Source organism: Campylobacter concisus, from assembly GCF_003048835.2.
GTDB lineage: Bacteria > Campylobacterota > Campylobacteria > Campylobacterales > Campylobacteraceae > Campylobacter_A > Campylobacter_A concisus_D.
Genome location: NZ_CP060705.1, coordinates 564867 through 590879, shown reverse-complemented (window position 1 = coordinate 590879; position 26013 = coordinate 564867). Strand labels below are relative to the sequence as shown.

Genomic DNA, 26013 nt, shown 5'->3' with positions numbered 1-26013 from the left:
CGCTTTTATGCTTAATCTAAGCTCGTTTAAATTTATAGTAAAAGGTGCTGCCTTCATTATAAACGCTATCGACGCCGTATATGATGTCATGTTTTTGGCAAATTTCGCTGACGATATTTAGCCCAAGACCAAAACCGCCTTGAATTTCATCCTCTCTGACGTAGCGCTTCCAGACCCTTTTGACGTCCTTTATCCCCTTGCCAAAGTCCTGCACGCTAAGATTTATGCGCTCATCTTCAAGCTCTAAATTTACTATTATCTCGCTCTCTTTTGGGCTGTATTTTATGGCGTTTGTGATAGTGTTATCGATGATGCGCTGAGCCTCGACCTTGCTTAGCATAGTAAATGCCTCGCTTGCTAAATTTGTCTTTACCACGATGTGCTTGACATCAGCCACGCTTGAGAGAAATTTCACTCGCTCTTTAACGTATTCGCCTAAATTTAGCCGTTCATTTGGAAATTTGATGTAGCCTCGTTTTATGAAGTACTCGACATCTTCATAGGTTATTTGCATCTGTTTTAGGGCGTTTTTGATGCGGGTTATATACTTGTTTTCAAGTCCAAGCATCTCAAGGTTCATGCCAGCTACGCCAAGGGGCGTCTTTAGCTCGTGCATGGCGTCGTTAAAAAAGTTGTTCATATACTTTTGAAACTCTTTGTAAGGCTTAACGCTGCTTAGATATAAAAAATAGACGATAAAAAGCACTGCCACAAGGATGACAAGCAGCATGATAGCTGTTAAAAAGAGGCTCTTTTTATTATCAAGCTCCTTTTCAACGACTATGTAATAAGGGGTCTTATCTTTTATAAAAAAGCTCTTGTAAAAGAGACAGCCGTTCTCTTCAAGAGTTACAAATTTAAAGTTACTTGGTTCTTTTACGAGGGTTGAGATGATGGGTTTAAAATTTACATCGTAGATAGCAAATTTATATTTTAATGAGCTAGCTATGTTTTCGTTTTTGAGAAATGAATTTTTGATGATAGTTTCATGCTTCATAGCACCAAAAAGGGCTTTTGAGCTGCTGTCTTTTTGGCTTAAATTTAAGATCACAAAGCTTTGAAAGCAAAAAAGCGACATTATGACAAATGTCGCTATGATCTGGATCTTAAAGCTCTTGTGCATCTATCTTGTAGCCTATGCGCCTCTTTGAGATGATAAAGTTATTGTTTGTCTTGTTTCTTATCTTTAAAACGTGCATCCTTATATCAGCGCCCTCGATCTCTTTGTCGTTCCAGACAAGATCTCTAAGCTCCTCCATGCTGACGTAAGAATTTAGATGTGAGACCAAACACTCGACCAAAGCGACCTCTTTTGCGCTAAGATCAACCATCTTGCCGTTTTTAAGTAACACACGCTTGTTTAGGTTAAAGCTAAACTCTTTGTTTATCTTAACTATGTTCTTATCATCGGTGCCATAGTACTTTCGCATAAGCTCAGCAACTCTAAATTTAAGCTCAGCTAGCTCAAATGGCTTTTTTAGATACTCATTACAGCCAAGTTCGTAGCCAATCGCCATATCATCAATATCAACTAAAGATGTCGTTATCATGATAGGAGCGTTTGGATTTAGACTTCTTATATACTTGATAACTTCGTGACCATTTACTCCAGGCACTTTTATGTCAAGTATAAAAAGGTGATAGAAATTTTTCTCTATCAGATCACAAGCCTCTTGACCGTCGCTCACCGCTGTAACTTCATAACCAAGCGTCTGCAAAAACTCACAGACGCTCTCTTGAAACCCCAAATCATCTTCTAAAAGCAAAATCTTCAAAATGCTCTCCTAAAAACAAACTTTAATAAGATTTTTATCTATTGTAATACTTAATAGGTAAATTCCAAATTAAAATTCTTTTTTAAGTATTAAATAAAAATTTTACCTGCGTAAACTATGTAACATCTTAATAAAAAGACGCCGCAGATAACAAAAATAGCGTTTAGAACTGCGATCTCACGTTTGAAATCATGCGCTTTTAAAACGCTTAAGTCTAAAATGATAGGCAACGCCATACCAAAACCAATAACACCTACATAAAACATCAAGCCAAGAGAATTTGCGCTCAATGCGTTTGCAACTGTGTTTGCGCCGCTTGCACTTGCATTTGAAACAAGCACAAAAAGAGCAACTATAAGTAAAAACTCAACTATTATCGCAAAAAAGTCAAATTTTAATAAATAGTGTGCAGCATCGTTGTGCTTTTTCTCTTTGTCTTTTAGCACGCCGATTAGTAGCGTAAATGCACCAGCACAGCTTAAACCAGAGACTAAGAATAATACTGGTAGAACTGGTGTGTTCCAAAGTGCGACCTTGTGAGCTGCACTTAGCAAAAAGCCCGTATATGCGCCAACGCCAATGCCAAGGATGAAAAGTAAAATTCCTATTAAACCTGAAAGTTTTTCAGCTATATTTGCAACCACGTCGCAGATAGAAATTTTAAGCGACGCGATCTCATTTTTAAACGCGCCAACTGCGTAGATAACGCTAAGAGGCGTATAAACTAGAAGTAGCGCAACACCTATTGACATAACTGAGTCAAAGTTGTAAAGCAACAAGATCCAGTAAAAGCTTAGCGGCTTACCAAGGTCAACTACCAAAAGCGCAAGACCAAAGATGATCGCCACTGGAGCGATAAGAGCGGCTGCTTTAAAGTAGCAGTTATCCTTGCCAAATTTATTTGAGATAAGCACAGCAACGATGCTAGCACCTGCACTAAGTCCTGCTAAAAATAGATAAAATGCTATTGGCCAGCCCCAGTAAATTTCTGTATATTGAGCTAGACTTCCTGACATGCTATTCATTGTGTGCTCCTTTTGTGTTTGCGATCATTGCAAGTAGAGGTTTTGTCTTTAACTCCTCTTTTGGCAAGTAGTATTTTGACTCTTTTAGTAGTTTTGATACTTTAGAATTCTCATCATTGATATCGCCAAAAGTTAGGGCATTTGTAGGGCAGACGCTAACACAAGCTGGGTCTTTGCCCTCTTCTAGCCTGCTCTCATAGCAGAATGTACATTTACCTATCTCACCATCAGGCAACACAAAACGTGCATCGTATGGACAGGCTAGGATGCAGTATTTGCAGCTAACGCAAATCTTGTGATCAACTAAAGTCACGCCGTCTTTTGTCTTAAAGCTAGCTCCAGTTGGGCAAACCTCAACACAAGGTGCATCTTCGCACATAACGCAGCTTTGACGTAAAAAGTCGGTCTTTAAATTTGGAAATGTCCCACTCATCTTTGCATGCACTTGCAAGCGGTAAAGTCCCCTTGGCACGTTATTTGCACTTCTGCAAGCTACCGAGCAGCCTTGACAGCCGATGCATAAATTTTCATCATGTATCATCATATATTTTTTCATTTTCTATCCTTACGCTTTACTTATGCTAACGCCAACATTTGTAACCATAGTTGCAGCTACTGGGCCCTCTGCTGGGTCAAGAAGCACGCTTGTATTTAAGCCAACGTGGTTGATAGTTTTTAGGCCTGGTGTGATGTGTCCAAAACCGTGATAGATAAAGAGCGTATCTTCTCTAATGCCATCAGTCACCATAAGCTTGCCCTTTTGCTCGCCAAATTTATTTTTGACTAAGACCGTGTCGCCGTCACGTAAATTTTGCTTTTTAGCGGTGTTTGGATTGATCCAGATAGGGCTATCACTCATAAGGTCATTTAAAAATGGCACTGCCTGAGTGTGGCCGTTGGTATGGACAGGTGTTTTGCCACAAGTTAAGCAAAGCTCGTGTCCGTCAAATGTATCCATATCTTTGTCATTTAGCGCGCCATATCCTGCAAACTGCGCCTCAACGTCAGGTAAAAATAGCTCTATCTTGCCGCTTTTTGTTTTAAGTTTGGCCATATCGTCCATTAGGCCATTTTCTCCTACAAATTTAGCAGCTACTGGATATTTAGCGACAAATTTATCGATCATACCTTTTTCTCTAAACAAAATTCCCGGCTCGTCCCACGTGATAAAGCCATCTTTTTCTAGTGCGGCAAGTAAATTTACATCTCCGCCGGCTTGTTGCATCCTAAACTCACGTATATCGTTCCAAGTGTAAAGCTCATCTATCTTCATGCGGCGTGCTAGCTCTCTAAAGATAAACGCCCCATCTTTCGTATCGCTAACTGGATCGACGACTTTATTTCTTATCATATAAGCTGGTTTTAGACCTGACTTGTCCTCTATGCCCTCGTCGCGTTCTAGGTAGCTGCTCTCAGGCAATATGACATCAGCAAAGGTCGCCATATCGTTTAGATAAACATCGCTCACTACGATGAGCTCAAGCTTCTTCATCGCCTCTATGCTCTTCATCGTCTCAGCCACGTTTATGAGGTGGTTAAAGCGGATGTTAAACCAACCTTTTATGGCGTAAGGCTTCTCGTTTAAGATAGCGTTATCTATATCCATCAAAACGCCATGTTTTCTGTTTACAAATTTATGCACTCCAGCCTCGCCAGCGAAGTCTAGTCTGGTAACTTTTGGCACTTTAAATTTCTCATCTGGGTTTTTAAGAACTGGGAATTTATCCTCGCCAACTAGTTTGTTAAAGGTCTTTGCATTTTTGCCACCAAAAAGACCACCTTTAACCTCCCAGTTGCCCATCATCGCATTTGCCACCATGATGGCTTTTGTCCTCATGTATTCAGCTCTTGTGGTAGTTGTCTTATGCCCAAAATCAAAAATAACTCTTGGAGCAGCTTTATAAATTTCATCAGCGATGCGTCTAACATCACTTGCTTTTATGCCAGTGATTGTCTCTTGCCATTCAGGCGTTTTGCCCTCTACGCTTTTAACAATCTCATCAAAGCCAGTTGTAAATTTTTCTATAAATTCTTTATCGTAAGTACCATTTTGTATCCAAGTGTTGATAAGCGCTAGCACAAAGGCAAGGTCGGTGCCAGGTTTAACTGGTAACCACTCATCGGCCTTTGAAGCCACAACGCTAAATCTTGGCTCAAGCACAAGTAGCTTTGTATCCTTGCTAGCTGCAAATTTAGCAAGCTTTTTAGCATCAGCTATGACGATACCCTCAAAGAGGTTGTGGCCAAAATTTACAACGTATTTTGCATTTGCAAAGTCTCTTTTTAGCTTAGCTATGCCATACATCTGCTCGCAGACCATTTGATAGGTGATCGGACAGCATGAAAAGTGTGAAAAGCAGTTTGGCGAGCCATAAGCTGAGGCAAAATTTACCATTAGCTTGTGCGTTTGCGAGCTTTTACAGGTAAAGACAAAGCTTTCAGGGCCATACTTTTGCTTGATCTCAAGCATCTTTGAGGCGACATAGTCAAGCGCCTCGTCCCAGCTAACCTCACGCCATTTATTTTCGCCTCTCTCACCAGCTCTGATTAATGGCTTTTTGATCCTATTTTCATCATAGAGCTGACTTAAGCCTGAGCCACCTCTTGCACAAAGAGAGGTTGCCGTGCCACCAGCTTTTGGATTGCCACTTAAAAAGCGAACTTTGCCATCAATGACTTTTGCTTCGATAGGACACCTTGAAGAGCACATCTCACAAAAGCTATGAACGTGTTTTTCGCCTCCATTTGCAGCACCTTGCAAAGCACCACCTGATAGAGATGATGCAGCCTGTCTCTTATACACATTCTCAGTATTAAAAAAAAAAAGAAAGTAATCCTGTCTATTATACAAAGTGGAAGCAGCAGTAGATAGGCAGGGGAGAGAACAAGGAAGTAACCGGATTTTTATTTAATAATTTTTTAATTTCTATTTTTTTATGGTATGTGAGATAAAATATCAAAATAGAGCAAATTTTTAAAAAAATGATAAATTAAGAAGGATTAAAATTTTAGTGCGATTTTTTTGCGTGATTTATAAAAAAATAAAAAAATTTAGAAATTTAAAAAGAGATATTATTTAAGATTTGATATAAAAAAATTGAAAAATTTAAAGTGTGTTAAAAAGGCCGAGATCTCTCTCGGCCTAAGTTTTATATAAGAACTGGAGCTACTATAAATCCAAGGATAACTGATAATGCAACCATTATAGTTCCTGGGATGAAGAATGAGTGGTTAAATACAAATTTACCAACTCTTGTAGTTCCTGTATCGTCCATCGCTATCGCACCTAGTGTTGTAGGATATGTTGGCAATACAAATAGACCAGAAACTGCAGCAAATGAAGCTACAAGGATCCAAATTTGACCTGAATTTTCAGGGCTAGTCATACCAAGAGCAGCAGCAACAGCAGGCATCATAACCTTTGTTGTAGCAGCTTGTGAATATAGCAAGCAGCTTAAGAAATAAAGCGCAACAGCTAGGATAAATGGATACTGAGTAACGAAGTCTTTTGCAGCCTCTTTGATAGCGTCAAGGTGTCCATTAACAAATGTAGTACCAAGCCATGCGATACCAACAACGCAGATGCACGCATTCATACCACTTTGAAAAGTGCTAGTTGATAGAAGTTTGCCTGTCTCAACTTTGCATGCTACTGCTATCGTAAAGCCGATAGTTAGCATGAAGCTAATGATAGCTGCATCTCTTGAAAGGATAGGTTTTTCTACAAGACCTAAGCTCTTTGAGATATATAGCGCATAGCAAACAACGATCAAAACACCAACTGCAAAGATAGCAACTGATCTTTTTGCGTATGGTTTTGGCTCGTGATACTCGACATCCTTAACCTCTGCAACCAAACCTTTTGCAAGTCTATCTTGATAGATAGGATCTTTTGAAAGGTCAAGATCGTAAAATTTATTGATAATAAACGCAGTGATAATCATAGCCACAAATGTAGTTGATATACAAATAAATAGCAACACTGGATAGCTAACACCTAGCTTCTCACATAGACCACTCATAGCAACAAAAGCAGCTGAGATAGGGCTTGCAGTGATCGCTACTTGAGAAGAGACAACTGAAAGCGCAAGTGGAGCTGAAGGTTTGATGTTTTGTGTTTTTGCAACCTCAACGATAACAGGGATCATAGAAAACGCAGTGTGTCCAGTTCCTGCAAGGATAGTTAAAAAGTAAGTAACTATCGGAGCAAGAAAGTTGATTTGTTTTGGATTCTTGCGTAAAATTTTTGTTGCTACTTGAACTAAATAGTCAAGTCCGCCAGCAACTTGCAAAGCTGTGATCGCTGAGATAACTGAAGCGATGATCAAGATAACATCCATAGGGATGTCTTTCATATCGACTTTCATACCAAGTAAAGCAAGTATCACAACGCCCAGACCACCTGCGTAGCCAACGCCCATACCACCTAGTTTGACACCAAGATAGATGCCGCCAAATAGGACTATAATCTGTAAGATCAGCATTATATCCATCGAAAACTCCTTTATTAAATTTTATTACTAAAATCACCACTTAAGCGTGTCAGAATTTTGGCACGCTTTTAATAATACTTTGCTTAAAATTTTACTTAACCATGCTCGGATTTAGCATATTTTTAGGCTCTAAAATCTTATCGATCTCTTCTTTGCTTAGATAGCCTCTCTCTAGGCAGATATCGCCAACTGCTTTGCCTGTTTGAAGCGCTTCTTTAGCGATACTTGCTGATTTTTCGTAACCGATATATGGGTTAAATGCTGTTACGATACCAACTGAGCCAAGAACTGATTTTAGGCAAGCCTCAGGGTTTGCTGTAAGTTTTTTGATAGCTTTTTGGGCTAGTGTTTTCATAGCATTTTCAAGGATAAATATAGAGTTAAATAGTGCATAAGCGATGCCTGGCTCAAACGCATTTAGCTCAAATTCGCCTCTTTCAGAGCAAAGCATGATAGTTACGTCGTTGCCGATTACTTCATAGCACGCTTCACCTACAACCTCAGCGATAACTGGATTTACCTTACCTGGCATGATTGAGCTGCCTGGTTGCATTTGAGGTAAATTTATCTCGCCAAGACCGCATCTTGGACCTGAGTTCATTAGTCTTAAGTCGTTTGCAATTTTAGAAAGTCTAACAGCGGCGGTTTTAAGCGCACCACTTACGTGAACGAAGTCTGCAGTGTCTTGTGTAGCAGCGATGAAGTCATCAGCCTTTTTAAAATCAACCCCAGTAATCTCTTTTAGTTTTTTAACAACTACATTTTTATACTCTGGGTGGCAGTTGATGCCTGTACCTATCGCAGTTGCGCCCATGTTTAGATGCGTCATTGACTCACGAGCAGCTGTGATCTTTTCAATGTCACTTTTGATATAGCTTGCAAATGCGTTAAAAGTGTTGCCAAGTGTTGTAGGGACAGCATCTTCAAGCTCTGTTCTACCCATTTTAATGATATCTTTAAATTCTTTTGCTTTTTTCTCAAGCTCATCTTTTAGTAAATTCATAGCAGCAAGCAAGTCAGTAAGTTTTGCATAAGTTGCTACTTTAATAGAGCTTGGATAAGTATCATTTGTACTTTGTCCAAGGTTTGTGTGATCATTTGGATGGATATATTGATACTCGCCTTTTTTGTGACCAAGGCTCTCAAGTGCGATGTTTGTGATGACCTCGTTTGAGTTCATATTTGTACTTGTTCCTGCACCACCTTGAACCATATCAACGACAAATTGATCTAAAAACTCGCCAGCTATTACTCTATCAGCAGCTTTTGCCAAAGCATCAGCTATCTTTGGATCTAAAACGCCAACCTCTTTATTTGCAAGCGCAGCAGCTTTTTTAATCTGTGCAAATGCCTTTACGAAGTATGGATACTCTTTTAGTGTTCTACCACTCATGTGAAAATTCTCAGTAGCCCTAAATGTTTGGATACCATAGTAAAATTCGTCAGAAATTTCCAACTCGCCAATAAAATCATGTTCTTTTCTGGTTGCCATAACAGCTTCTCCTTAGTAAAAATTTGTTACCGAGTGAAATTATATAGGTATTTGAGATTTTTAAATATTAATGACTACTTATTTTTTTAAGTTTTAAGCTTTTTGACTTGATATGACGCTCTTTGAAAGAAAATTATATTTCATATTTAAGCTAATTTTTTTAGGAATTTACTTGTCTAAATTGTTATATTACTAATAATATCACTTTTTTTATTATAAAAAAAGGGTCAAATCAGCTCAGATTTATCCTACACTTTAAGTTTAAAAAGCCATTTTTTTGAGAAAAAAATTTAATATAAAATAAATATAAATTTACAAAAATTTATAACAGCCAAACTAAAAATTTCATAGTTAAAAATTTTTATAATAATATTTTTATTTTTGTACAAGCAAGGTTGAAAATTAAATTTTATTAAATTTACTATTATCTTTTTTTAAAAAAAACAGCTCCTAAAAAGGCAACTATAAGAATAACAATTGATTAAATTTTATCTCTTATACTTGTTTGTTTTAAATATAACTTAAGCTAAGTTTTTATTAAGCGCAAAATCCTTATCTTATACATTAATACATTTTGCAAAAAATAAGTCAAAAAACCAAAACTATCTTAATGTAAATGCTATAGGAAAGCGAAGATATCGAGCTTCTTTTGGCTTTGGAAACTCAGAGCTTGCTTTTTTGACATTTTCTAAAGCACCATTGTCAAGCGACTCAAAGCCTGAACTTTTAGTAACCTTTAGCTCATCTATGCTGCCGTCTGTTTTAAGCAAAAATCTAACTTCAACAACGCCTTGATGCTTCATCCTTCTAGCGTTATTTGGGTAGTTTTTATGCTTTTTCACAGCTGCTATAACCTTGCTAAAGTCCTCATCACTTTGTGCATTTGATAAATTTAACTCTTGCGCTACTTTTTGAGCTGGAGCTGAGGCGATAGACTTGTTATTTGCTGGTAAATTTGAATTTACAGCAGGTGCTGGAGTGGCGGTACTACCACTAGCGGTCGCTTCTAGATCCGCGACGCTTTTGTTGTTTAGTAGCTCTTTTTGCAGTTTAGTGACCTCTTTAAGCTCTTTAGGCTCTACTTTTTTTGGCTCAGGCTTTGGCAGCGGCTTTTTTTCCACTTTTTTTGGCTCAGGCTTTGGCTTTTCTATCTTTTTTGGCTCTGGTTTTGGTAGTGGCTTTGGCTCGACCTTTGGTTCAGGCTTAGGTTCTGGTTTTGGTGGAGCTGGAGGTGTTGGCTCTGGTATCATCACTTGTTCGCTTATCTGCGGAGCTGAAGTTTGCGGTACTGGAGTGAATGAATTTAGAGCTATTTTTATAGGTTTTTGCTCGCCTATCTTTACCTCGCTAAAGTTATGTGAAAGCAAAAAATAAGCCGCCGCTACATGCACTATCGCCGATACTGCTAAGCCACTATAGTTTGAAATTTTACTCAGAGACTGTTTGGATTGCAAAGTTTTCGTGTCCCTTTTCTTTTAATATATCTATGACCTTCACAAAGCTCTCAAATTTAGCGTTTTTGTCGCTTTTTAGCTGCACTAAAGTCTTAGTATCAATGGCATTTAGCTTATCTTTCAGCTCATCTTCCGAAATTTCCGCGTCATCTATAAAAAATTTATTATCTTTATCGATAACGACACTCACTTTTTTCTCGTCCTCTTTTATCTGCTCGGTGCTGTTTGCACTTGGTAGATCAACTGCTATCTTACCCTGAGCAATGAAGGTCGAGATGCTTAGCACGATGGCTAGCAAAACGAGCATGATATCGATAAATGGGACGATATTTAACCCATCTTTTTTATTTAGACGCATTTTTGGCCTTGTATCTGTTTATCATGACATCGACTTTTCTAACAAAGCCGTTGTAGATCATAAGCGTCGGGATCGCCACAAGTAGGCCAAATGCGGTCGCTTTTAGTGCCAAAGATAGACCTATCATGATACTTTTTGTATCGATGCCGCCAGCCATACCCATGTCGTAAAATGTGATCATTATGCCAGCAACCGTGCCAAGAAGTCCGATATATGGGGCATTTGAGTAGATGATGTAAAGTGTGGTTAAATTTTTTGTCAGCGCCTCTTCAAGAGTTTCTATGTTTGCGTAACCATTTATATTAACGCGTGAGTAAAAAATGATACGCTCTATCGTATACCAAAGCACAAAAAAGCTCATAACGCCCAAAATACCGATGATTATATAGTCAATGTTGTGTTTTAAAAGTTCCATAATACCTCTTATTTTTAAAATTTGAGCGTGATTATAACTATATTGATAGTTAATGTCAAATATATTGTAAAAATGTAATCTAAAAATATTTTATAATAAGAGAAATTTAAAGAGAATAGATCTGAAAATTAGCGCAAATCTGCGTTATTAATTATATAAATACGATAGATAAGCGCTAAATTTTATAACTTGATAATTGTTTTTAATATAAATATATGGCTAAATTTCTAGCTCTTTTACTACACGTGCGTTTAGTGCCATTTGCATGTGGTGTAAAAATACATTTTGATAAAAGTCGCCACTATGCCCTGGTGCGTCGTAGGTTTGCACCAAATTTGCTGGCACTATGATCTCTCTTTTTAAATTGTGCTCATTTGCGCTAAGCCTTAGGTGAGAGACAAGCTGATAGACGCACATATCGGTGCAGTCGCCCATAATGACAAAGCTATCAAATTTACTTATAAATTTATTAAACTCCTGCGAATAAGCTATGCTAAGTGAGTTTTTATAAAAAGTCTTCATCTCACTAAAAAAGTCTAAATTTCGTAGCTCATCAACTGCCTGTGCTTCATTTTGCCCTTTTAAAGCATGAGCTGGAAAGCTCGCAAACTCAGCTGAATTTGGCTCATGAGCATCCTGGATGAGGATGAAATTTTTAAGGTCAAATTTATCCCTTGCTAGTTTAAAAGTATCTGCTATGCCCTTTGAGAGCTCACCCACACGCTTGCTAGCTAGTGCGCCTTCACAACAAAAGCCATTTATCATATCAACGCTTATAAATGCCACTTTTTCGCTGCCATTTTTAAAAATTTCACTAAATTTAAGCGCCTCTAGGCCATTTTGCCACGCATTTAGCTCATCTAAAATTTCACTCATCACTTCTCCTTTATAGGTAAATTTATACAAAATGTCTTTGGCTCAAGGGTTATCTCTATGCTGCCCTTGTGCGCTTCTATTATCTGCAGGCAAAGATGCAGCCCCAGGCCATTGCCCTTTAGTTTGCTCGTCTTAAATGGCTCAAAGACTATGTTTTCATTTTTTATAGAGACACCACTGTCATAGACTATAAATTTATGTTCATTTGGTGTCTTTTCGTAGCTTAGTCTCACCACACCTTCGTCGTTTTCGTCCTCTTCGATGGCGTCTATGGCGTTAAATAAAATGTTTTGAAAGACCATCGCGATGAGGTCAAAGTCGCCACTATAAAGGGCGTCAGGGAAATTTAGCTCAAAAGTTATATCTTTTGAATACTCATAAAATTTAAGCGCCTCCTCGCACTCGCTTTTGATATCTAAAAAGTTAAATTCCTTTGGCGTGATGCTAAGCCCTTTTGTAAAAAGAAGTGTGGCTTTGATGATGCGCTCAACCCGCCAAATTCCCTTTTGTATCTGCTCGACGATAGGTAAAATTTTTGGCTCAGCCCTTTTTAAAAGGGTGGAATTTAGAAGCGAGATAGAGCCTATGGGGTTTCTTATCTCGTGAGCTAGGTGCGCTGCTACTTGACCCATCGAGGCTAAGCGCTCGGTGCGTTTTTCCTGCGTTATGTCGGTAGCCGAGATGATCTTTTTATCATCTTTGACCACCTTTTTTACAAGATAAATTTGTGAGCCAAAATTTAGCTCGCCCTCATCTTTTGGGATGAAATTTAACGCTTTGCCAAGCTTTTGCGCCTCTGAGTTTTGCAAGAAAATTTCATCACTTTCATCAAGCACCCAAATGGCATTTGGCAAAATTTCCACGATATCTTTTATAAAACCTTGCAAGCTCATATAAGAAGCGGTCAAATTTTTATACTCACGCTCTATCAGATAGGTCTGCTCTATCAGGCTTTTTAGGCCATTTTGTATATCGATATCACTCACAGCAACTCCTCATAATCTTTTATCTCATAAAGCCTAAGCCGCTCATCTTTTAAGCCCAAAAGCTCGTTGCTAAAGCCACTTTTTGAAAAAAGCGCCACGATATCAGGCTTTATGCCTAGCCTTTCGCACTTGTGAAGGACTAAATTTAAGACATTTTTGCAAATTTTTCGCTCTTTGTACTTTGCTTCGCCGACTATTATCTTGCCATTTATGCTAAAAAGCATGTCAAGCTCAATGTTTTTGCTCCAAAATGAGCTTAGCAAAATGCCGTTAAATCCAAGCTTTTTAGCCATTAGCTCGCCGCTTAAAAGCTCAAATCCAAGGCTTGCGTACTCGTCAAATTCTCTTCTTATAAGCTCTAAAATTTCTTCACTCCTACCCTCTTTTAAAAGGCTTAAATTTGGCTCGATAAATCTAAACCAAAACCTTGAAAAATGGCTATTAAAATGAATTTTATCCTCTATCTTATAAGCTCGCTCGCTCTTTTTTAAAATTTGGCGTTTGTTTTTTACTCGTGGCTTTTCTTGGCTCTTTTCAAGCACTAAAAAATCCTTGCTAAAAAGCTTTGCATAGACCCTATTTGTCATGCTTTGGGGCAAAATTTTATTTACGCTAAATTTCTTCCTGTCGCTTCTAGCAAGCTTAATAAGAGCCATTTTGATGGCCTCGTCGCTGTCCTCGTCAAAGTAAAACCTAGCCATCAAATTTTTATAATCATCTAAAATTTCAGCCCTAATCGCCTCAAAAACATCGTAGTATGAGCCCTTTAATAAAAAGTCATCAAAAACCAGATGAAATTTTATAACTTCAGCAATACCAAGGTGTTTCATCCGCTCAAATGTCGATTTTATGGCTAAAATTTCGTATCCTTTGTGTGGCGGATTGTAGCATATTTTTAGAAAATTTTAATTATAATCACGCAAAAACTAAAAGGCTAAAGTTGGTAAATTTAGAGCACATTAGAAGAGATATTATTTTAAAAAAAGGGATACATTATTTCGACTACACCGCCTCAGGACTTGCGTATAAGCCTATCGAAGACGAGGTCGCTGATATCTTAAAAACCTACGCCAACACCCACTCGCTAACATCCTCAAACGCCTATAAAACGCAGCTTTTATATGATAACGCTAGAAGCGAGCTAAAGCGCGCGCTTGGGCTTGATGATAGGTTTTATCTCATAGCCACTGGATACGGTGCCACTGGTGCGATCAAGAAATTTCAGGAGCTTTTGGGGCTTTACGTGCCTCCAGCTGCTAAAAGAAGGTTTGATCTAAAGCCAAACAACGACTCGCCGTTAGTCATACTTGGCCCTTATGAGCACCACTCAAATGAGATTAGCTTTAAAGAGGCGCTTTGCGAGGTCGAGCGCATAAGGCTCGCAAAAGATGGCGGTATAAATTTCGGGCATTTGGAGCAAATTTTAAAGATAAACCAAGGACGTGAGATCATCGCTAGCTTTAGCGCAGCCTCAAACGTTACAGGCGTCATAAGCGACTACAAGCAAATTTATACGATGGTGAAGAAATTTGGCGGTATCGTGGCATTTGATGTGGCGAGCCTTAGTGCATATGCAAATTTAGACTGCGACTACTTTGACGCTCTTTTTATCTCGCCGCATAAGCTTCTTGGCGGAGTTGGCAGTTGTGGGCTACTGGCCATCAAAAAAGTGCTAGCAAATGACGATGTGCCAAGCTTTGCAGGCGGTGGCACGGTAAGCTATGTGAGCAAAAACTACCATATATTTTTAAAGGATCAAGAGGCACTTGAGGAGGCTGGCACACCGCCTATTTTGGGGCTTATACGTGCAAATTTAGCCTACAGACTAAGAGAAGAGATAGGGCTTGCTACCATTTATGAAAACGAGAGCGAGCTTAGCGACTATCTTTGCCAAAGGCTAAGAGAAATCCCAGAGCTTATAAGCTACTGCCCGCCAAATTTAAAGCGCCTTGCCATTTTTTCATTTAATGTAAAAAACGTAGCCCCATACGAGCTTTCAAAAATTTTAAGCAAAGAGTATGGCATACAAACACGTGCTGGCTGTTCGTGCGCAGGCTCATACGGGCATGATCTTTTGGGGCTAAAAGAGGATCCAAGCTTCACCCACAAGCCAGGCTGGGTGAGGGTCAGCCTGCACTATACGCATACCTTTGAGGATATTGATTATTTGGTGAGTGCGATCAAGAAAAGTATCGAGAAATACGCACTTTCGTGGCAGGTCAAAGACCCTTTTGACGTAAAAGAGATAAGTGGGTGTGTCGGTGAGTAAGAAAAATGTTTTGATAGTTGCTGGAAGCGACAGCGTCGGCGGTGCAGGAGTGCAGGCGGATATAAAAAGCTGCGAGGCGTTTGGTTGCTTTAGTGCAAGCGTCATCACAGCCGTGACCGCGCAAAATACAAATGGCGTTAGCAGCGTGCTTGCGATGCCAGCAAAGATGGTAAAAGCTCAGTTTGAGATGGTGCTAGCTGAGCTTGACATAGACGCTGTGAAGGTTGGTATGCTCTTTAACGAGGAGATAATAGCCGTTGTAAGCGCGTTTTTAAAGGAGTTAAGAGCTAAAAATGTGCCAGTTGTCATAGACCCAGTTTGCGTGGCAAAATCAGGGGCAAAACTGCTTGAAGACGCAGCGATCGAAGCGCTAAAAGAGCTACTAAAGCTCGCAAGTGTCGCCACGCCAAATGTGGATGAGGCTAGGATTTTGAGTATTGACTTTGCAAATTTGCCTTGCGATATGGTGCTAAAGCGAACAAAAGTCGATGAAATTTGCGAGGATACGCTCTATCTAAAAGGCGGCGAAGTGGTGAAATTTAGCGAGGAGCTTTTTGAGCCTAGAGTGATGCACGGCGCTGGTTGTAGCTTCTCAAGCTCGCTAGCGGCCATTTTAGCGCAACAAAACGATCTAGTAAGCGCCATAAAAATGGCTAAAAAATTTGTGGCAAATGGGATAAAAAATGCTCATAAAAGTAAATTTGGCGCACGGCTTATAGACCATAAAGCAGGGTTTAATGGCTGAAATTTACGCTATAAGTGATGACTTGCTAATGCCTGAAAATTTGGCTTTGGAGTACACTAGAGAAATTTTAGAGTGTGGGGTTAAATTTTTTCAGTTTAGGTCAAAAAAAGCGGTCAAAAACGAAAGACTTGCAAGTGAAATTTTAAATTTATGTGAGAAATTTGGCACGAAATTTATCGTAAATGACGATGTCAAATTTGCTAAAAAGATAGGCGCTAAGGCCGTTCATCTAGGTAAAGAGGACGAGGGCATAAAAGAGGCGTTTGAGATTTTAGGTAAGGACGCATATGTGGGCGTTAGCTGCTATAACGATATAAGCTTAGCCATAAATGCCGCTAAAAACGGGGCTAGCTACGTTGCTTTTGGCTCTGTTTTTGTAAGTCCCACAAAGCCAAATGCTACAAAATGTGATCTCGAAGTGGTTAAAGAGGCAAAGCAAATTTTAAACCTACCAGTTTGCGTCATAGGCGGTATAAATGAGAGAAATATCGGCTCGCTCTCACACGTCAAACCTGATCTCATCGCTATCATCTCAGCGATATACAAAGATGGCAACATCAAAGAAAATATCAAAATTTTACAAAAGATAATTGAGCTAAATTTCTAAACCTAAGCTGGTTTCGTAAAATTTATTTTGAATTATGATAAAACAAATTTTTAAATTCAATCAAGCCGTGTTTGCAAATTTTAAAACTTTCACTATTGGTAAGAATTGACCGCTAAAACTATTTTAATAAATTATATTTATGTAATTTATTTTAATAAAATCATAATAATTTAAACTTTAGTTTGGTACTATTTTGTCAGATTTACAAAAAGGTAAAATGATGAAAAAGGCTCTATTTCTAGGATTTAGCGCACTTTTATTATTAGTGGGCTGCAAGGAAAGCAATATAGGCATTGTTAAAAACTATATTTTAAAAGGTAATAAATCAATAACAATAGGCTCGGCGATAGATAGCTTTAAAGGTTGCTCAAGTACTCAGTGGCAAGACATTAGTAGTGATGGAAAGAAAGTGGTTAAAGTAAGCTGCGTAGTGGGGAAAAATGTACTTGAAGATGAGTTTAAAAGAAAAAATAATGGCTACATAAAAGCTCTAAATAATGCCAAGGCTGCTCAGCAAAAAAAAGTTGATAACAGCTTGGAGCTAGCACTTGATAGCGCAAATAGCATATTAAAGAACGGCAAAAGCATAGACAAAGAGACTATTTTATCTATCGCGAACAAGCACTGTAAATTTGATCCGACGAAAGAAAGCGCTAGCTACATAGCCTCTGTTAGCTGTGATCTTGAGTTTAAAAATGAGCTTGCTCAAATTTTAGATATCAAGCAAAAATGGGTCTTTGACAACGTCGTAGCTCAAAGCAAATATGCCGCCTACTACTCGCAAAAAGAGCCAGAAGTGATCTATTTTGGTGAAAATACTAAAAAGATAAATGAGAGAGTTATTGAGCTTACCTTCACGATAAATAGCGATAAAAGTGTTAATATCTCAAAGGTTACAAAGATAGATGACGGCGATACAAAAGATATAAACCGCGGTTTGGTGGCGATGTTTTACGCAAGATAAATTTTGATACTAAAATAAATATATTTAAGTTTAAAAGTATTACATTTTAAAAGCATGCTCTTACTCATTTTGATAAGAGCAAATTTGTTATTTTGAGAAGTTAAAATTATATTTTACCATCTACTAAAGCTCGTAACTCTTCTTTGATAGCTTCATAAGTAAAAATTTAATAAAATCCCAAAATATCAACAAAAAGAGTCTTTATGGATGAGTTTTTAAAACAGGCTTGGCGTGCAAATAAAATTTATACAAATGCTGCTGCTAGCGTGCCATTTTACCCAGATCTGCTAGCTCTTCTTCTAGTTTGCGACGAGAAAAATTTAGATCAGTTTATGGCGCTTGATGAGTTTAGAGCGGTGTTAAAAAGGCTTAAGGTTGAGCTTGATATATTTAGCATACAAAGTGCGCAGCTTGCGACTCTTAAAGCGCTAAATGAGGCTAAAATTTCAAGCGATGAGATATTAAAATACCTAGAAATATTGCGTGATGAAAAGATCATAGATGATGAGAAATTTGGCTTTTTAGAAAAGATCATAAGCAAAAACAAAGGTGCTAATGAGGCTAAAATTTCTCATATAAAGCCAAAAGATCACTTCCATAAAAACCTAGACTTTTTAAACGAGATAAACGAAAAAGCAAGCTTGCTTGATAATGAAAAAACATTTTTAGAGGCGCTTGTGGCAGCCAAAAAAAGATCAAACGAAACGCTTTTTAACATAGCTGCAAGTGGCGTCATAAACTCTGGCAAATCAACCCTTTTAAATGCCCTTTTAAACAAATCCGTCCTTGGCGCTTCAAACGTGCCAGAAACGATAAATTTAACCATTTTAAAATACTCCAAAGATAGCTTTGCAAGGGTAAATTTTTATACCTTAGATGAGCTTTTAGCGCTTGGCATACCAAGCGAAAATTTACCAAGCAAAAGCGTAGATATCGGCATAGACGAGATAAAAAACTACACCTCTTCAAGCTCAAAAACAGCAAATCTTGTAAAAAGTGTCGAGCTTTATGACGACTTGGAGCTTTTAAATGACAATGTTTGCATCATAGACACACCAGGCATCGATGACGCGGTGGTTTTAAGAGAGCAGATCACTACAAATTTTATGAAAAAGTGCGACCTTTTAGCTCACCTGATGAACGCCTCACAAAGTGCCACACAAAAGGACGCGCTATTTTTGAAAAAATGCCTTGAAAACTCGCATATCGTAAGGCTTGCCGTGGTGCTAACTCACGCTGATGAGCTAAGTGCCAAAGAGCTAAACGAGACGCTAAACTACACTAAAAAAGCGATCGGCGAGCGGATAAATGGCGTGGAGATTGATTATTTTGCGCTTAGTGCAAAAAGCTACTTAGAAGGCGCTGTAAATAGCGGTGTAGAGGAGTTTAAAGACTATCTTTACGAGGTTCTCTTTGGTAAAAACTCTAAAAAATCAGCCCTTATCTTAAGCTCGTATCAAAAGGAGCTAAAAAATATCCTAAATAGCAAGCTTGAAGCTACTAAGGCTGAAATTTTGTCGCTCAAAGCTTATGAAGTGGAGCTTAAAAAGCTTCAAAATGAGCAGGCAAACGTCAAAAACACACTTAATGAAAATTTATCCAAACTTGAAAGTCTAACTCAAAATGAGCTTGCAAAACTTGAAAGTAGCAACACCAAAAATATCTATAAAATGGGGCTTGAGACGCTTTTGCAAAATCTAAATGACAAGGTAAAAAGTGAGATAGCCTACTGCAAAAGTAAAAAGCAAAGCTTAAATTTAGAGCGACTAGAGCAAATAGCAAAAACGACGCTTCGTGACGGTGTGATGGCACTTATGAGAGAAGCTAGAAACGAGACTTTGGTGCAAACAAAGGCTTGCGAGCAAAACATCGCTTTAAATTTTGATGATTATGTGATGAGCAAAGACGAGGTTTTTAACATCAATGACTTTTTAGAGCAAATGGGCGTAAAGCTTGAATTTAAGGAACTTTTAGCTGCATTTAGAGCTAAAATTTCAAATGATGCAAGTGACGCACTTTTAGACTTAAAAGAGGGCTTACTTAAAGATAAAAATATCTCTCAATTTTGTGAAATTTTAACTGATCATGAAAAAAATTGCCTTTTAAATCTCATAAAAACCTATGAAACCGCACAAAAAGCCACGCTTGATAGGAGGCTAAAAGAGCTAGATCATGAGCTAGAAAATCTTAGCTCGCAAAATCAAAACTCACTTTTAAAACTAAAAGAGCAAAGTGCCCTGCAAGATGAAATTTGCTCGCTTTTAGGGGAGCTAGAAAATGTTTAACGAGTTTATAAATGCCTATAAGGCGAGATATTTTAAGGTTTTTACAAGCGACTTTAAGGGCGAGCTAGCAAGGCTGGTAAATGAGCTAAATGATCCAAGCCTGCACGCAAGCGATGAGATAAAAGAGAGCCTAAATTTACTAATCGACACGCTAAATGAGCCACCTCTCATCGCTGTTATAGGGCAGTTTTCAAGTGGCAAATCAACATTTTTAAACGCTCTGCTTGGACAAAACATCTTGCCATCAGGTCTAACGCCTGTAACAGCAAAGGCTGTGCGGCTAAAATTTGCAAAGATGCCGCTTCTTAGCGTGAAATTTGAAAACGGCAGCGAGAGCTTGCTAGCCAGCAGCGAGCTTGCCCAGCTAAACGCTATGAGCGAGCAGATAAAAAGCATGACGCTCTATGCGCCAAGTGAAATTTTAAAAGAGGTAAATTTCATCGACACTCCAGGGCTAAACTCGCTAAGAGATGCCGACACAAAAGAGACCAAAAACACGCTAAAAAAGGTCTGCGGCGCGATCTGGCTAAGCCTTGCAAATAACGCAGCAAAGGCTAGCGAGCTTGAAAGCGTAGAAGAAATTTTAAAGACAAACGACCTAAAGGCGCTTTGTTTCATTAACCAAAAGGACAAGCTAAGCAAGGACGAGCTTGAAAGTCTGCTAAAGCATGCTAGGCAAACTTATGGCGAGCTTTTTGAAGATATCATCGCCATCTCATCAAAGCAAGCGCTCAATGGCATCACAAATGAAAACAAGAGCGAGCTAGAAAGCTCAAATTTTGCTAAAGCACTAAGTGCGGTAAAAGAGACGTTTTTAAACGTGAACTTTAAAGAAAATTTCATAAAAGCAAGGGCGAAAAAGATAGTAAATTTTTTAATAGCTGAGCAAGAAAACCGCCTTAAAGTTTATAGTGCAGCTGGTGAAATTTTGGATAAATTTAATGGCACGCTTGAAGAAAAACTAGAAGCTATAAAAGAGGAGTTTAGGCCTAAAATCACCCTGAGATATAGCGATATGAGCGAGGCTATAAAGCTTGCTAGTGATGAGGTTTTTAAGCTACTTAAGCCATTTTCTAGGACAAAATTTAACCCAGCAAAGACGCTTTTAAACAAAGAAATTTATAAGCGTGAGAACTTTGAGATGATGAGCCTTGATACGGACGAGGTCTTTTCAAAGCTCATCTATGAAGATATCGTCTTTTCTAAATTTTTTAAACGCTACAAAAGAGATCTAAAAGAGCTTGAAAACGAGATCATATCGGCTTTTGATGAGCTTTATAAAAGCTTAGAAGATGAGCTTTTTATTTACAAATCTCGCTACGAGAGTTTTAATCCATTTGATGAGTTTGCCTCAAACTACGAGACAAAATCTATAAACACCTACGCTGGCAGAACCTATGAGAACTTCTTAAGAGAGTATGAAAATGCCAAATTTAAGGCTACGCAAAAGATATCGCTCTTTTTTGAAAAGCTTGACGTAAAGGTCGCATCAAACTACGAAAATGCGCTTAAGCTTGCGGTTTATTTTCTAAAGCAAAAGATCGAAAACTCGCTAAATTCGCACCTGCAAATGGGCACACCACTTTACATCCCGAGCGCAAAAGAGGTTTTTGATCGCATGCTAAATGCCTTTAGCCTTTATGAATTTGACGATCTTATGTGCTCAAACAACTCTTTTTTAAATAAAACTTTGCTTGATATAAAGGCTGAATTTAATGAAATTTACGCCCAAAGGATAGCGATGCTTGAACGCCTAAAAGCAAAACCAAAAGAGCAAATTTTAAAGCTAAAAAAGCTAAAAGGGAGTTCGGTGGTATTAAATTAACCGCGCTAAGTGACTGTCTATCAAATTTTAAAATTTCATGAACGAGTAATTTCGGCTCTAAAATTTGAGCTAAGCGATAAGCGAAGCCAAATTTTAGTAGTCAATTCTTGCGAGCGAATGGAATTTTAAAATTCGCAAAAATAGTTTTTATAAATTTAAAGTTTTGCTTCTTTGTTAAGGGGGAAGAGGCTTGAATTACGAAGTCGCTCCCTTCCCCCTTAACAATCCCCTGTCTGCTTTGCAGTTACGAGACGAAGTCGAAGTAAAGCCAGACGACGTTAGAGGTGCATGCTTTAGTGCTTCGCACTGCATGCGCAGATATATCAACTAAATTTTACTCTACCCTGCCCCTTGCCAAAACAGGCACTTTCTCGCACACCTCATCGCCATTTACGAGATAGGCGTAGTCGTATAGATTTACCACCGGACAGATGTGATTTGGATAGATGCGTACAAGATCGCCCACACGCACGCTGTTAGCAAATTTCTCGTTTAAGATGATCGCATGCTCGTCAAACAGGCTATCTATCCACACTTCATGCTCTGCGATGAGCCCCATGCCAGGCGTCGTGCAAAAGCCCTCACTGCGCCTCTCTTTAGTTAGCGCCTTTGCCCCAGCATCAAGGATCGTGCGGGTCGCGGTCGGCCTTGAGATCACGACGCTAAGCACGCTAGCAGCGTTCATATCAAAGCTGCCATAAGCATTTGCCTGCGACGCATCCATAAATATATATGTGCCAGGGCGAAGCTCAGTGAAACCTTTTGGTATCTCAAAGTCGTTTATTAGTGATGGCGTCGAGCCGATGCTAACGGTAAAATTTTCATATCCAAACTCTCGCGCGATACCAGCAAATTTTAGCGTTCTCTCGGTCGCTACTTTAAAAATTTGCTCGCACTCACGCTTATCTTTTGCCTTGTATGAGTGGCCATCATGCGAAAAAACGCCGCAAAATTTCGCGTTTTTACACTCCCCAAAAGCGCTCATCAAAGCCTTAAAATCGCCCTCTTCTATGACACCTGAGCGGTTTTCGCCAACCTCTATCTCGACAAGTAGCTCAGCCACCTCTTTAGCCTCGCCAAATACCTCATCAATGAGCCTTAAAACGCCCACGCTATCGACGCCAAAGCTCACTTTAACGCCGGCTTTTTGCATGGCTATGATACGAGCAAATTTCTGCCTTGTGACGATCTCATTTGCGATGAAAATGTCGCTTAACCCCTCTTTTGCCATCACTTCAGCCTCGCCCACCTTTGCCACCGTGACGCCCTTTGCACCGTGAGCCACTTGCATTTTCGCAAAGTATGGCATCTTGTGCGTTTTGGTATGTGGTCTTAAGCTTACATTAAATTTATCAGCGTATTTTTGCATTTTTTCTAAGTTTTTTAGCACTATCTCCCTGTCTATGAGTAGCGCTGGGGTGTCTATCTCGGTGATTTTCATGAGCTATCCTTTCTTTTTTCTTAGATTTTAACTCTAATTATTTAAAAAAGGATAGCTTTTAGCACTTTAAATTTTCAAAGTGTTACTTTTAGGCCTTTCTTGCGCCGATCTTTGGTGCGTCAAACGCCCTGACACGCTTTGGCGTGCCCTTAAATTTCTCGACTTCGACAAGGCTTGTATGGGCGGTGTTGCTCTGGCTCATCTTGCTTGATGGCACGTCTTTTGTGAGCACGTTTAAATTTCCGTGCAAGCAAAGGCTCTTCTCGCCTGGCACATCTGGGTCGTACCAAGCGCCCTCGCTCACGATGACGACGTTTTGTGGCACGTCCTCGGTCACAAATGCACCGCACAAAATTTCGCCCCTGTCGTTGTAAATTTTCACCACATCGCCCATTTTTATCCCTCTAGTTTCGGCTGTTTTTGGGTTTATGAGCACTGGCTCGCGCTCTGCGATCTCGTTAAAATGGCGAAGCACAGAGTTATTTAGCTGCGAGTGAAGCCTAAATTTAGAGTGCGCACCGCTGATAGCGATAGGATACTTTTTATTTTTCGCACCCAGCCACTCAAACGGCTCAAGCCACGTCGCATGCGGTGGGCAGTCGTCGTAGCCAAAGCCAGCAACCGTTTCAGAGTAAATTTCTATCTTTCCAGATGGCGTTTTTAGCGGATTTGCCTCTGGGTCATCACGGAATTTCTTGTAGTTTGTAAAGTAGCGTTTTGACTCATCTACCTTGTCAAATCTAAAATATCCCTTCTGCCAAAACTCATCAAAGCTTGGCATGCTCTCATACCCAAGCCCAGCAGCCTTTTTAACGGCATCTTCGTAAATTTCCTTGACCCACTCTAGCTCGCTTTTGCCCTCGCTAAATGCCTCTTCCCTGCCCCACTCTTTTGCGATGAGCCTTGCGATCTCGAAGTCGCTCTTGCTCTCGCCAAATGGCGTGACAAGCGGCTTAATAGCAAAGAGATACTCACTTGTTGAGTTTGCCAACTCGATGTCTGTTCGCTCGCACTCAAGCGCAGCTGGCAGGACGATGTCGCTAAATTTGGCTGTGCTCGTCCAAAATGGCTCGCAAGTGATGATCGCTTGCACTTTTTGCATCGCTTTTATCGCTCTATTTGTCTCTGGATGCCTTGTAAATGTCGAGCCATTGGCGTTAAACATCACTCTGATCTTTGGTAGCTTGTAACTCTTGCCATTTCTAGTTATCTCTTTGCCAGGGCTTAAAAGTGCGTCTATGAGCCTTGAGTTTGGCAGCTCGTAGCCCTTAGTCTTTGGCACCAGCCCGCTATCAATAAATTTTTGTGGCACTTTCGTCTCAAAAGCCGCTAGTTTAGGCGCTATGAAGCTTTCATCAGCATTTTTGTGCATTCCGTCATTTGTGACAAAGCCACAACCCTCTTTGCCGATGTGTCCAAGCATCGCATTTAGCGTCACAAGCGCCCAATACGCCATCTCACCGTGATCTTGCCTTTGTATGGCGTAGCCACTAACTATAACTGAGTCGTTTTTGGCTAGATCCTCGCTAAATTTCGCCAGTTTTTGCTCGATCACGCCACAAATTTTGCTTGCCCAAGCTAGGTTTTTATTGACCCCGTCTTTTGTGCCAAGCATGTACTCTTTAAATTTATCAAAGCCAACGGTGTATTTTTCTATAAATTCTTTGCTGTAAAGCCCCTTTTCAAAAAGGTAGTTGCACATACCTATCATCATCGCCGTATCGGTGCAAGGCACGACTTCAAGGTACTTTGCGCCAAAATATCTTGCGCTTTCATTGTGATAAACGTCCACGCTATAAATTTTCATCTCGCCGCTCTCGCCTTTTTTTCTGATCTCGTCGTAGTATTTATATGAGTTGTGAAGCGGCACGCCAATGGCGATCTTGTTTGAAACGACTGGGTTTGTGCCCCAAAATACAATCGTTTTGGCATTTTTTAAGATAGCCTCCCACTTTGTTGGCGCGAGCGTCGGGTCGATCGAGCCTGTGATGTGAGGCATGATGACAGTTGCTGCGCCGTACGAGTAGCCGCCAAGCTCATTTACATATCCGCCAAGCACGTTAAGTAGCCTCTTTGCGGTCTTTTGGCTGTGGCCAACTTTGCCAAGGCTACCCCACTGATAAACTTGTCCGTATATCGCTTCAGAGCCGTATTTATCGAAATTTTCTTTTAAAATTTTCGCACTTAGCTTTATCGCCTCATCCCAGCTAACGCGCACGAACTCCTCTTTGCCGCGAAGCTCTGGCTTTGGGTTGTTTGGGTCAGCCAAAAAGCTCTTTCTAACAAATGGATATTTTACACGGCTTTCGTTTTGGATATGATCAAGAAGTGCGTTGTTTAGCTCATTTGGGCACGCATCGCCCTCAAATGGCTCAGTCTCTACCACACGACCTGCGATAGTTTTTACATAAAATGGGCCAAATTTGTTTGCACTTAGGCCACTTTGCTTGTCAAAAAGTGCCTGAGCTGCTCCGTCAAGTTCTTTTGCTTGAAGGCTTGCTGCGCTTAAGGCACCAAGCTTTAAAAAGTCTCGTCTTTTCATGTTTTCTCCGATTTTAGTTAAATTTACTGTTTTTGGTTAGTTTTATGAGTTATAAATTTAGTATTTTGTATCATCTAGTCATGAAAAGGCCTTGTAATGTAATACGCAAACTTGCGTCTAAATTGCGTTATTTTAGCCAAAAAATATTAAAGGATAGGCAAATGGTAGGATTTTATGTAAATGTAAAGTTAAAAGCTGGATGTGAGGCAAAATTTGAAGAGATTTTAAAAGAGATCGTGCCAGCTTCTAGAAAAGACAAAGGCTGCATAAGCTACGAGTGTGGCGTGGTTGCGGGCTCTAAAAGCGAATACTGCTTTATGGAGAGCTGGGAAAATTTAGAGAGCCAAAAAGAGCACATGAAGAGCGCTCACATGGTGAAAAACGCAGCTGCTCTGGAGGCTTGCAAAGAGAGCCAAGAGGTGAAAATAATAAATTTTGTAAGCGTAAAGGAATAATATTTG

22 protein-coding genes are annotated in these 26013 nt (G+C 39.5%); 7 read left to right on the top strand and 15 right to left on the bottom strand.

What is annotated here, in order from left to right; genetic code table 11:
• Window positions 1-16 precede the first annotated feature (16 nt).
• The 13 genes from CVT08_RS02855 to CVT08_RS02795 form a co-directional block, all read right to left on the bottom strand.
• Window positions 17-1123: a sensor histidine kinase gene (locus CVT08_RS02855; protein WP_107856788.1), complete on the bottom strand. Its 1107-nt coding sequence runs from the start codon at window positions 1121-1123 to the stop codon at window positions 17-19.
• Window positions 1107-1775 carry a response regulator transcription factor gene (locus CVT08_RS02850; RefSeq protein WP_107856789.1) on the bottom strand — a complete coding sequence of 223 codons (669 nt, stop codon included), beginning with the start codon at window positions 1773-1775 and terminating at the stop codon, window positions 1107-1109. Before CVT08_RS02850 ends, CVT08_RS02855 begins: the two co-directional genes overlap by 17 nt.
• 89 nt (window positions 1776-1864) lie before the next feature.
• Entirely contained in the window at window positions 1865-2800 is a 936-nt protein-coding gene (gene nrfD / locus CVT08_RS02845) for an NrfD/PsrC family molybdoenzyme membrane anchor subunit (protein WP_107856790.1), read from the bottom strand.
• Window positions 2793-3356, bottom strand: coding sequence for a 4Fe-4S dicluster domain-containing protein (locus CVT08_RS02840; RefSeq protein WP_107856791.1), 564 nt, complete (start codon window positions 3354-3356; stop codon window positions 2793-2795). Before CVT08_RS02840 ends, nrfD begins: the two co-directional genes overlap by 8 nt.
• 9 nt (window positions 3357-3365) lie before the next feature.
• A complete protein-coding gene (gene phsA, locus CVT08_RS02835) occupies window positions 3366-5603 on the bottom strand; it encodes a thiosulfate reductase PhsA (protein ID WP_107860964.1) in 2238 nt (745 codons plus the stop codon).
• A 346-nt stretch (window positions 5604-5949) separates the two neighbouring features.
• Complete coding sequence (locus CVT08_RS02830; protein ID WP_004317491.1) at window positions 5950-7293, bottom strand: anaerobic C4-dicarboxylate transporter; 1344 nt, start codon at window positions 7291-7293, stop codon at window positions 5950-5952.
• 91 nt (window positions 7294-7384) lie between these two features.
• A complete protein-coding gene (locus CVT08_RS02825) occupies window positions 7385-8785 on the bottom strand; it encodes an aspartate ammonia-lyase (RefSeq protein ID WP_021090103.1) in 1401 nt (466 codons plus the stop codon).
• Between the two features lie 602 nt (window positions 8786-9387).
• Window positions 9388-10176: an energy transducer TonB gene (locus CVT08_RS02820; protein ID WP_107856958.1), complete on the bottom strand. Its 789-nt coding sequence runs from the start codon at window positions 10174-10176 to the stop codon at window positions 9388-9390.
• A gap of 37 nt (window positions 10177-10213) precedes the next feature.
• The gene (gene exbD, locus CVT08_RS02815) at window positions 10214-10597 is read right to left on the bottom strand and encodes a TonB system transport protein ExbD (RefSeq protein ID WP_012140137.1); all 384 of its coding nucleotides are present in this window, start codon (window positions 10595-10597) and stop codon (window positions 10214-10216) included.
• On the bottom strand, window positions 10584-11012 hold the full coding sequence (gene exbB, locus CVT08_RS02810; RefSeq protein ID WP_107856957.1) for a TonB-system energizer ExbB: 429 nt from the start codon (window positions 11010-11012) through the stop codon (window positions 10584-10586). The genes exbD and exbB overlap by 14 nt, the downstream gene beginning before the upstream one ends.
• A 219-nt stretch (window positions 11013-11231) precedes the next feature.
• On the bottom strand, window positions 11232-11888 hold the full coding sequence (locus CVT08_RS02805) for a cysteine hydrolase family protein (protein ID WP_107856956.1): 657 nt from the start codon (window positions 11886-11888) through the stop codon (window positions 11232-11234).
• Entirely contained in the window at window positions 11888-12874 is a 987-nt protein-coding gene (locus tag CVT08_RS02800) for a sensor histidine kinase (RefSeq protein WP_107856955.1), read from the bottom strand. The genes CVT08_RS02805 and CVT08_RS02800 overlap by 1 nt, the downstream gene beginning before the upstream one ends.
• Entirely contained in the window at window positions 12871-13704 is an 834-nt protein-coding gene (locus CVT08_RS02795; RefSeq protein WP_012140141.1) for a DUF234 domain-containing protein, read from the bottom strand. The genes CVT08_RS02800 and CVT08_RS02795 overlap by 4 nt, the downstream gene beginning before the upstream one ends.
• 110 nt (window positions 13705-13814) lie before the next feature.
• Between CVT08_RS02795 and CVT08_RS02790 the strand changes: the two genes are divergently transcribed.
• From CVT08_RS02790 to CVT08_RS02765, 6 genes are all read left to right on the top strand, one after another.
• Window positions 13815-15143: an aminotransferase class V-fold PLP-dependent enzyme gene (locus CVT08_RS02790; RefSeq protein ID WP_107856960.1), complete on the top strand. Its 1329-nt coding sequence runs from the start codon at window positions 13815-13817 to the stop codon at window positions 15141-15143.
• Complete coding sequence (gene thiD / locus CVT08_RS02785) at window positions 15130-15888, top strand: bifunctional hydroxymethylpyrimidine kinase/phosphomethylpyrimidine kinase (RefSeq protein WP_107856959.1); 759 nt, start codon at window positions 15130-15132, stop codon at window positions 15886-15888. The genes CVT08_RS02790 and thiD overlap by 14 nt, the downstream gene beginning before the upstream one ends.
• The gene (gene thiE / locus CVT08_RS02780; protein ID WP_107856954.1) at window positions 15881-16495 is read left to right on the top strand and encodes a thiamine phosphate synthase; all 615 of its coding nucleotides are present in this window, start codon (window positions 15881-15883) and stop codon (window positions 16493-16495) included. Before thiD ends, thiE begins: the two co-directional genes overlap by 8 nt.
• A gap of 220 nt (window positions 16496-16715) precedes the next feature.
• Entirely contained in the window at window positions 16716-17459 is a 744-nt protein-coding gene (locus tag CVT08_RS02775) for a hypothetical protein (RefSeq protein ID WP_103630596.1), read from the top strand.
• A gap of 203 nt (window positions 17460-17662) precedes the next feature.
• A complete protein-coding gene (locus CVT08_RS02770) occupies window positions 17663-19744 on the top strand; it encodes a dynamin family protein (protein ID WP_107856953.1) in 2082 nt (693 codons plus the stop codon).
• Entirely contained in the window at window positions 19737-21569 is a 1833-nt protein-coding gene (locus CVT08_RS02765) for a dynamin family protein (protein WP_107856952.1), read from the top strand. Before CVT08_RS02770 ends, CVT08_RS02765 begins: the two co-directional genes overlap by 8 nt.
• 334 nt (window positions 21570-21903) lie before the next feature.
• Here CVT08_RS02765 and CVT08_RS02760 read toward each other — a convergent pair whose 3' ends face one another.
• On the bottom strand, window positions 21904-23010 hold the full coding sequence (locus CVT08_RS02760) for a D-TA family PLP-dependent enzyme (protein ID WP_107856951.1): 1107 nt from the start codon (window positions 23008-23010) through the stop codon (window positions 21904-21906).
• Between the two features lie 88 nt (window positions 23011-23098).
• The gene (locus CVT08_RS02755) at window positions 23099-25552 is read right to left on the bottom strand and encodes a molybdopterin-dependent oxidoreductase (RefSeq protein ID WP_107856950.1); all 2454 of its coding nucleotides are present in this window, start codon (window positions 25550-25552) and stop codon (window positions 23099-23101) included.
• A gap of 161 nt (window positions 25553-25713) precedes the next feature.
• On the opposite strand from CVT08_RS02755, the gene CVT08_RS02750 reads away from it, so the two are divergent.
• Window positions 25714-26007: a putative quinol monooxygenase gene (locus CVT08_RS02750; RefSeq protein WP_021084216.1), complete on the top strand. Its 294-nt coding sequence runs from the start codon at window positions 25714-25716 to the stop codon at window positions 26005-26007.
• Window positions 26008-26013: the final 6 nt, after the last annotated feature.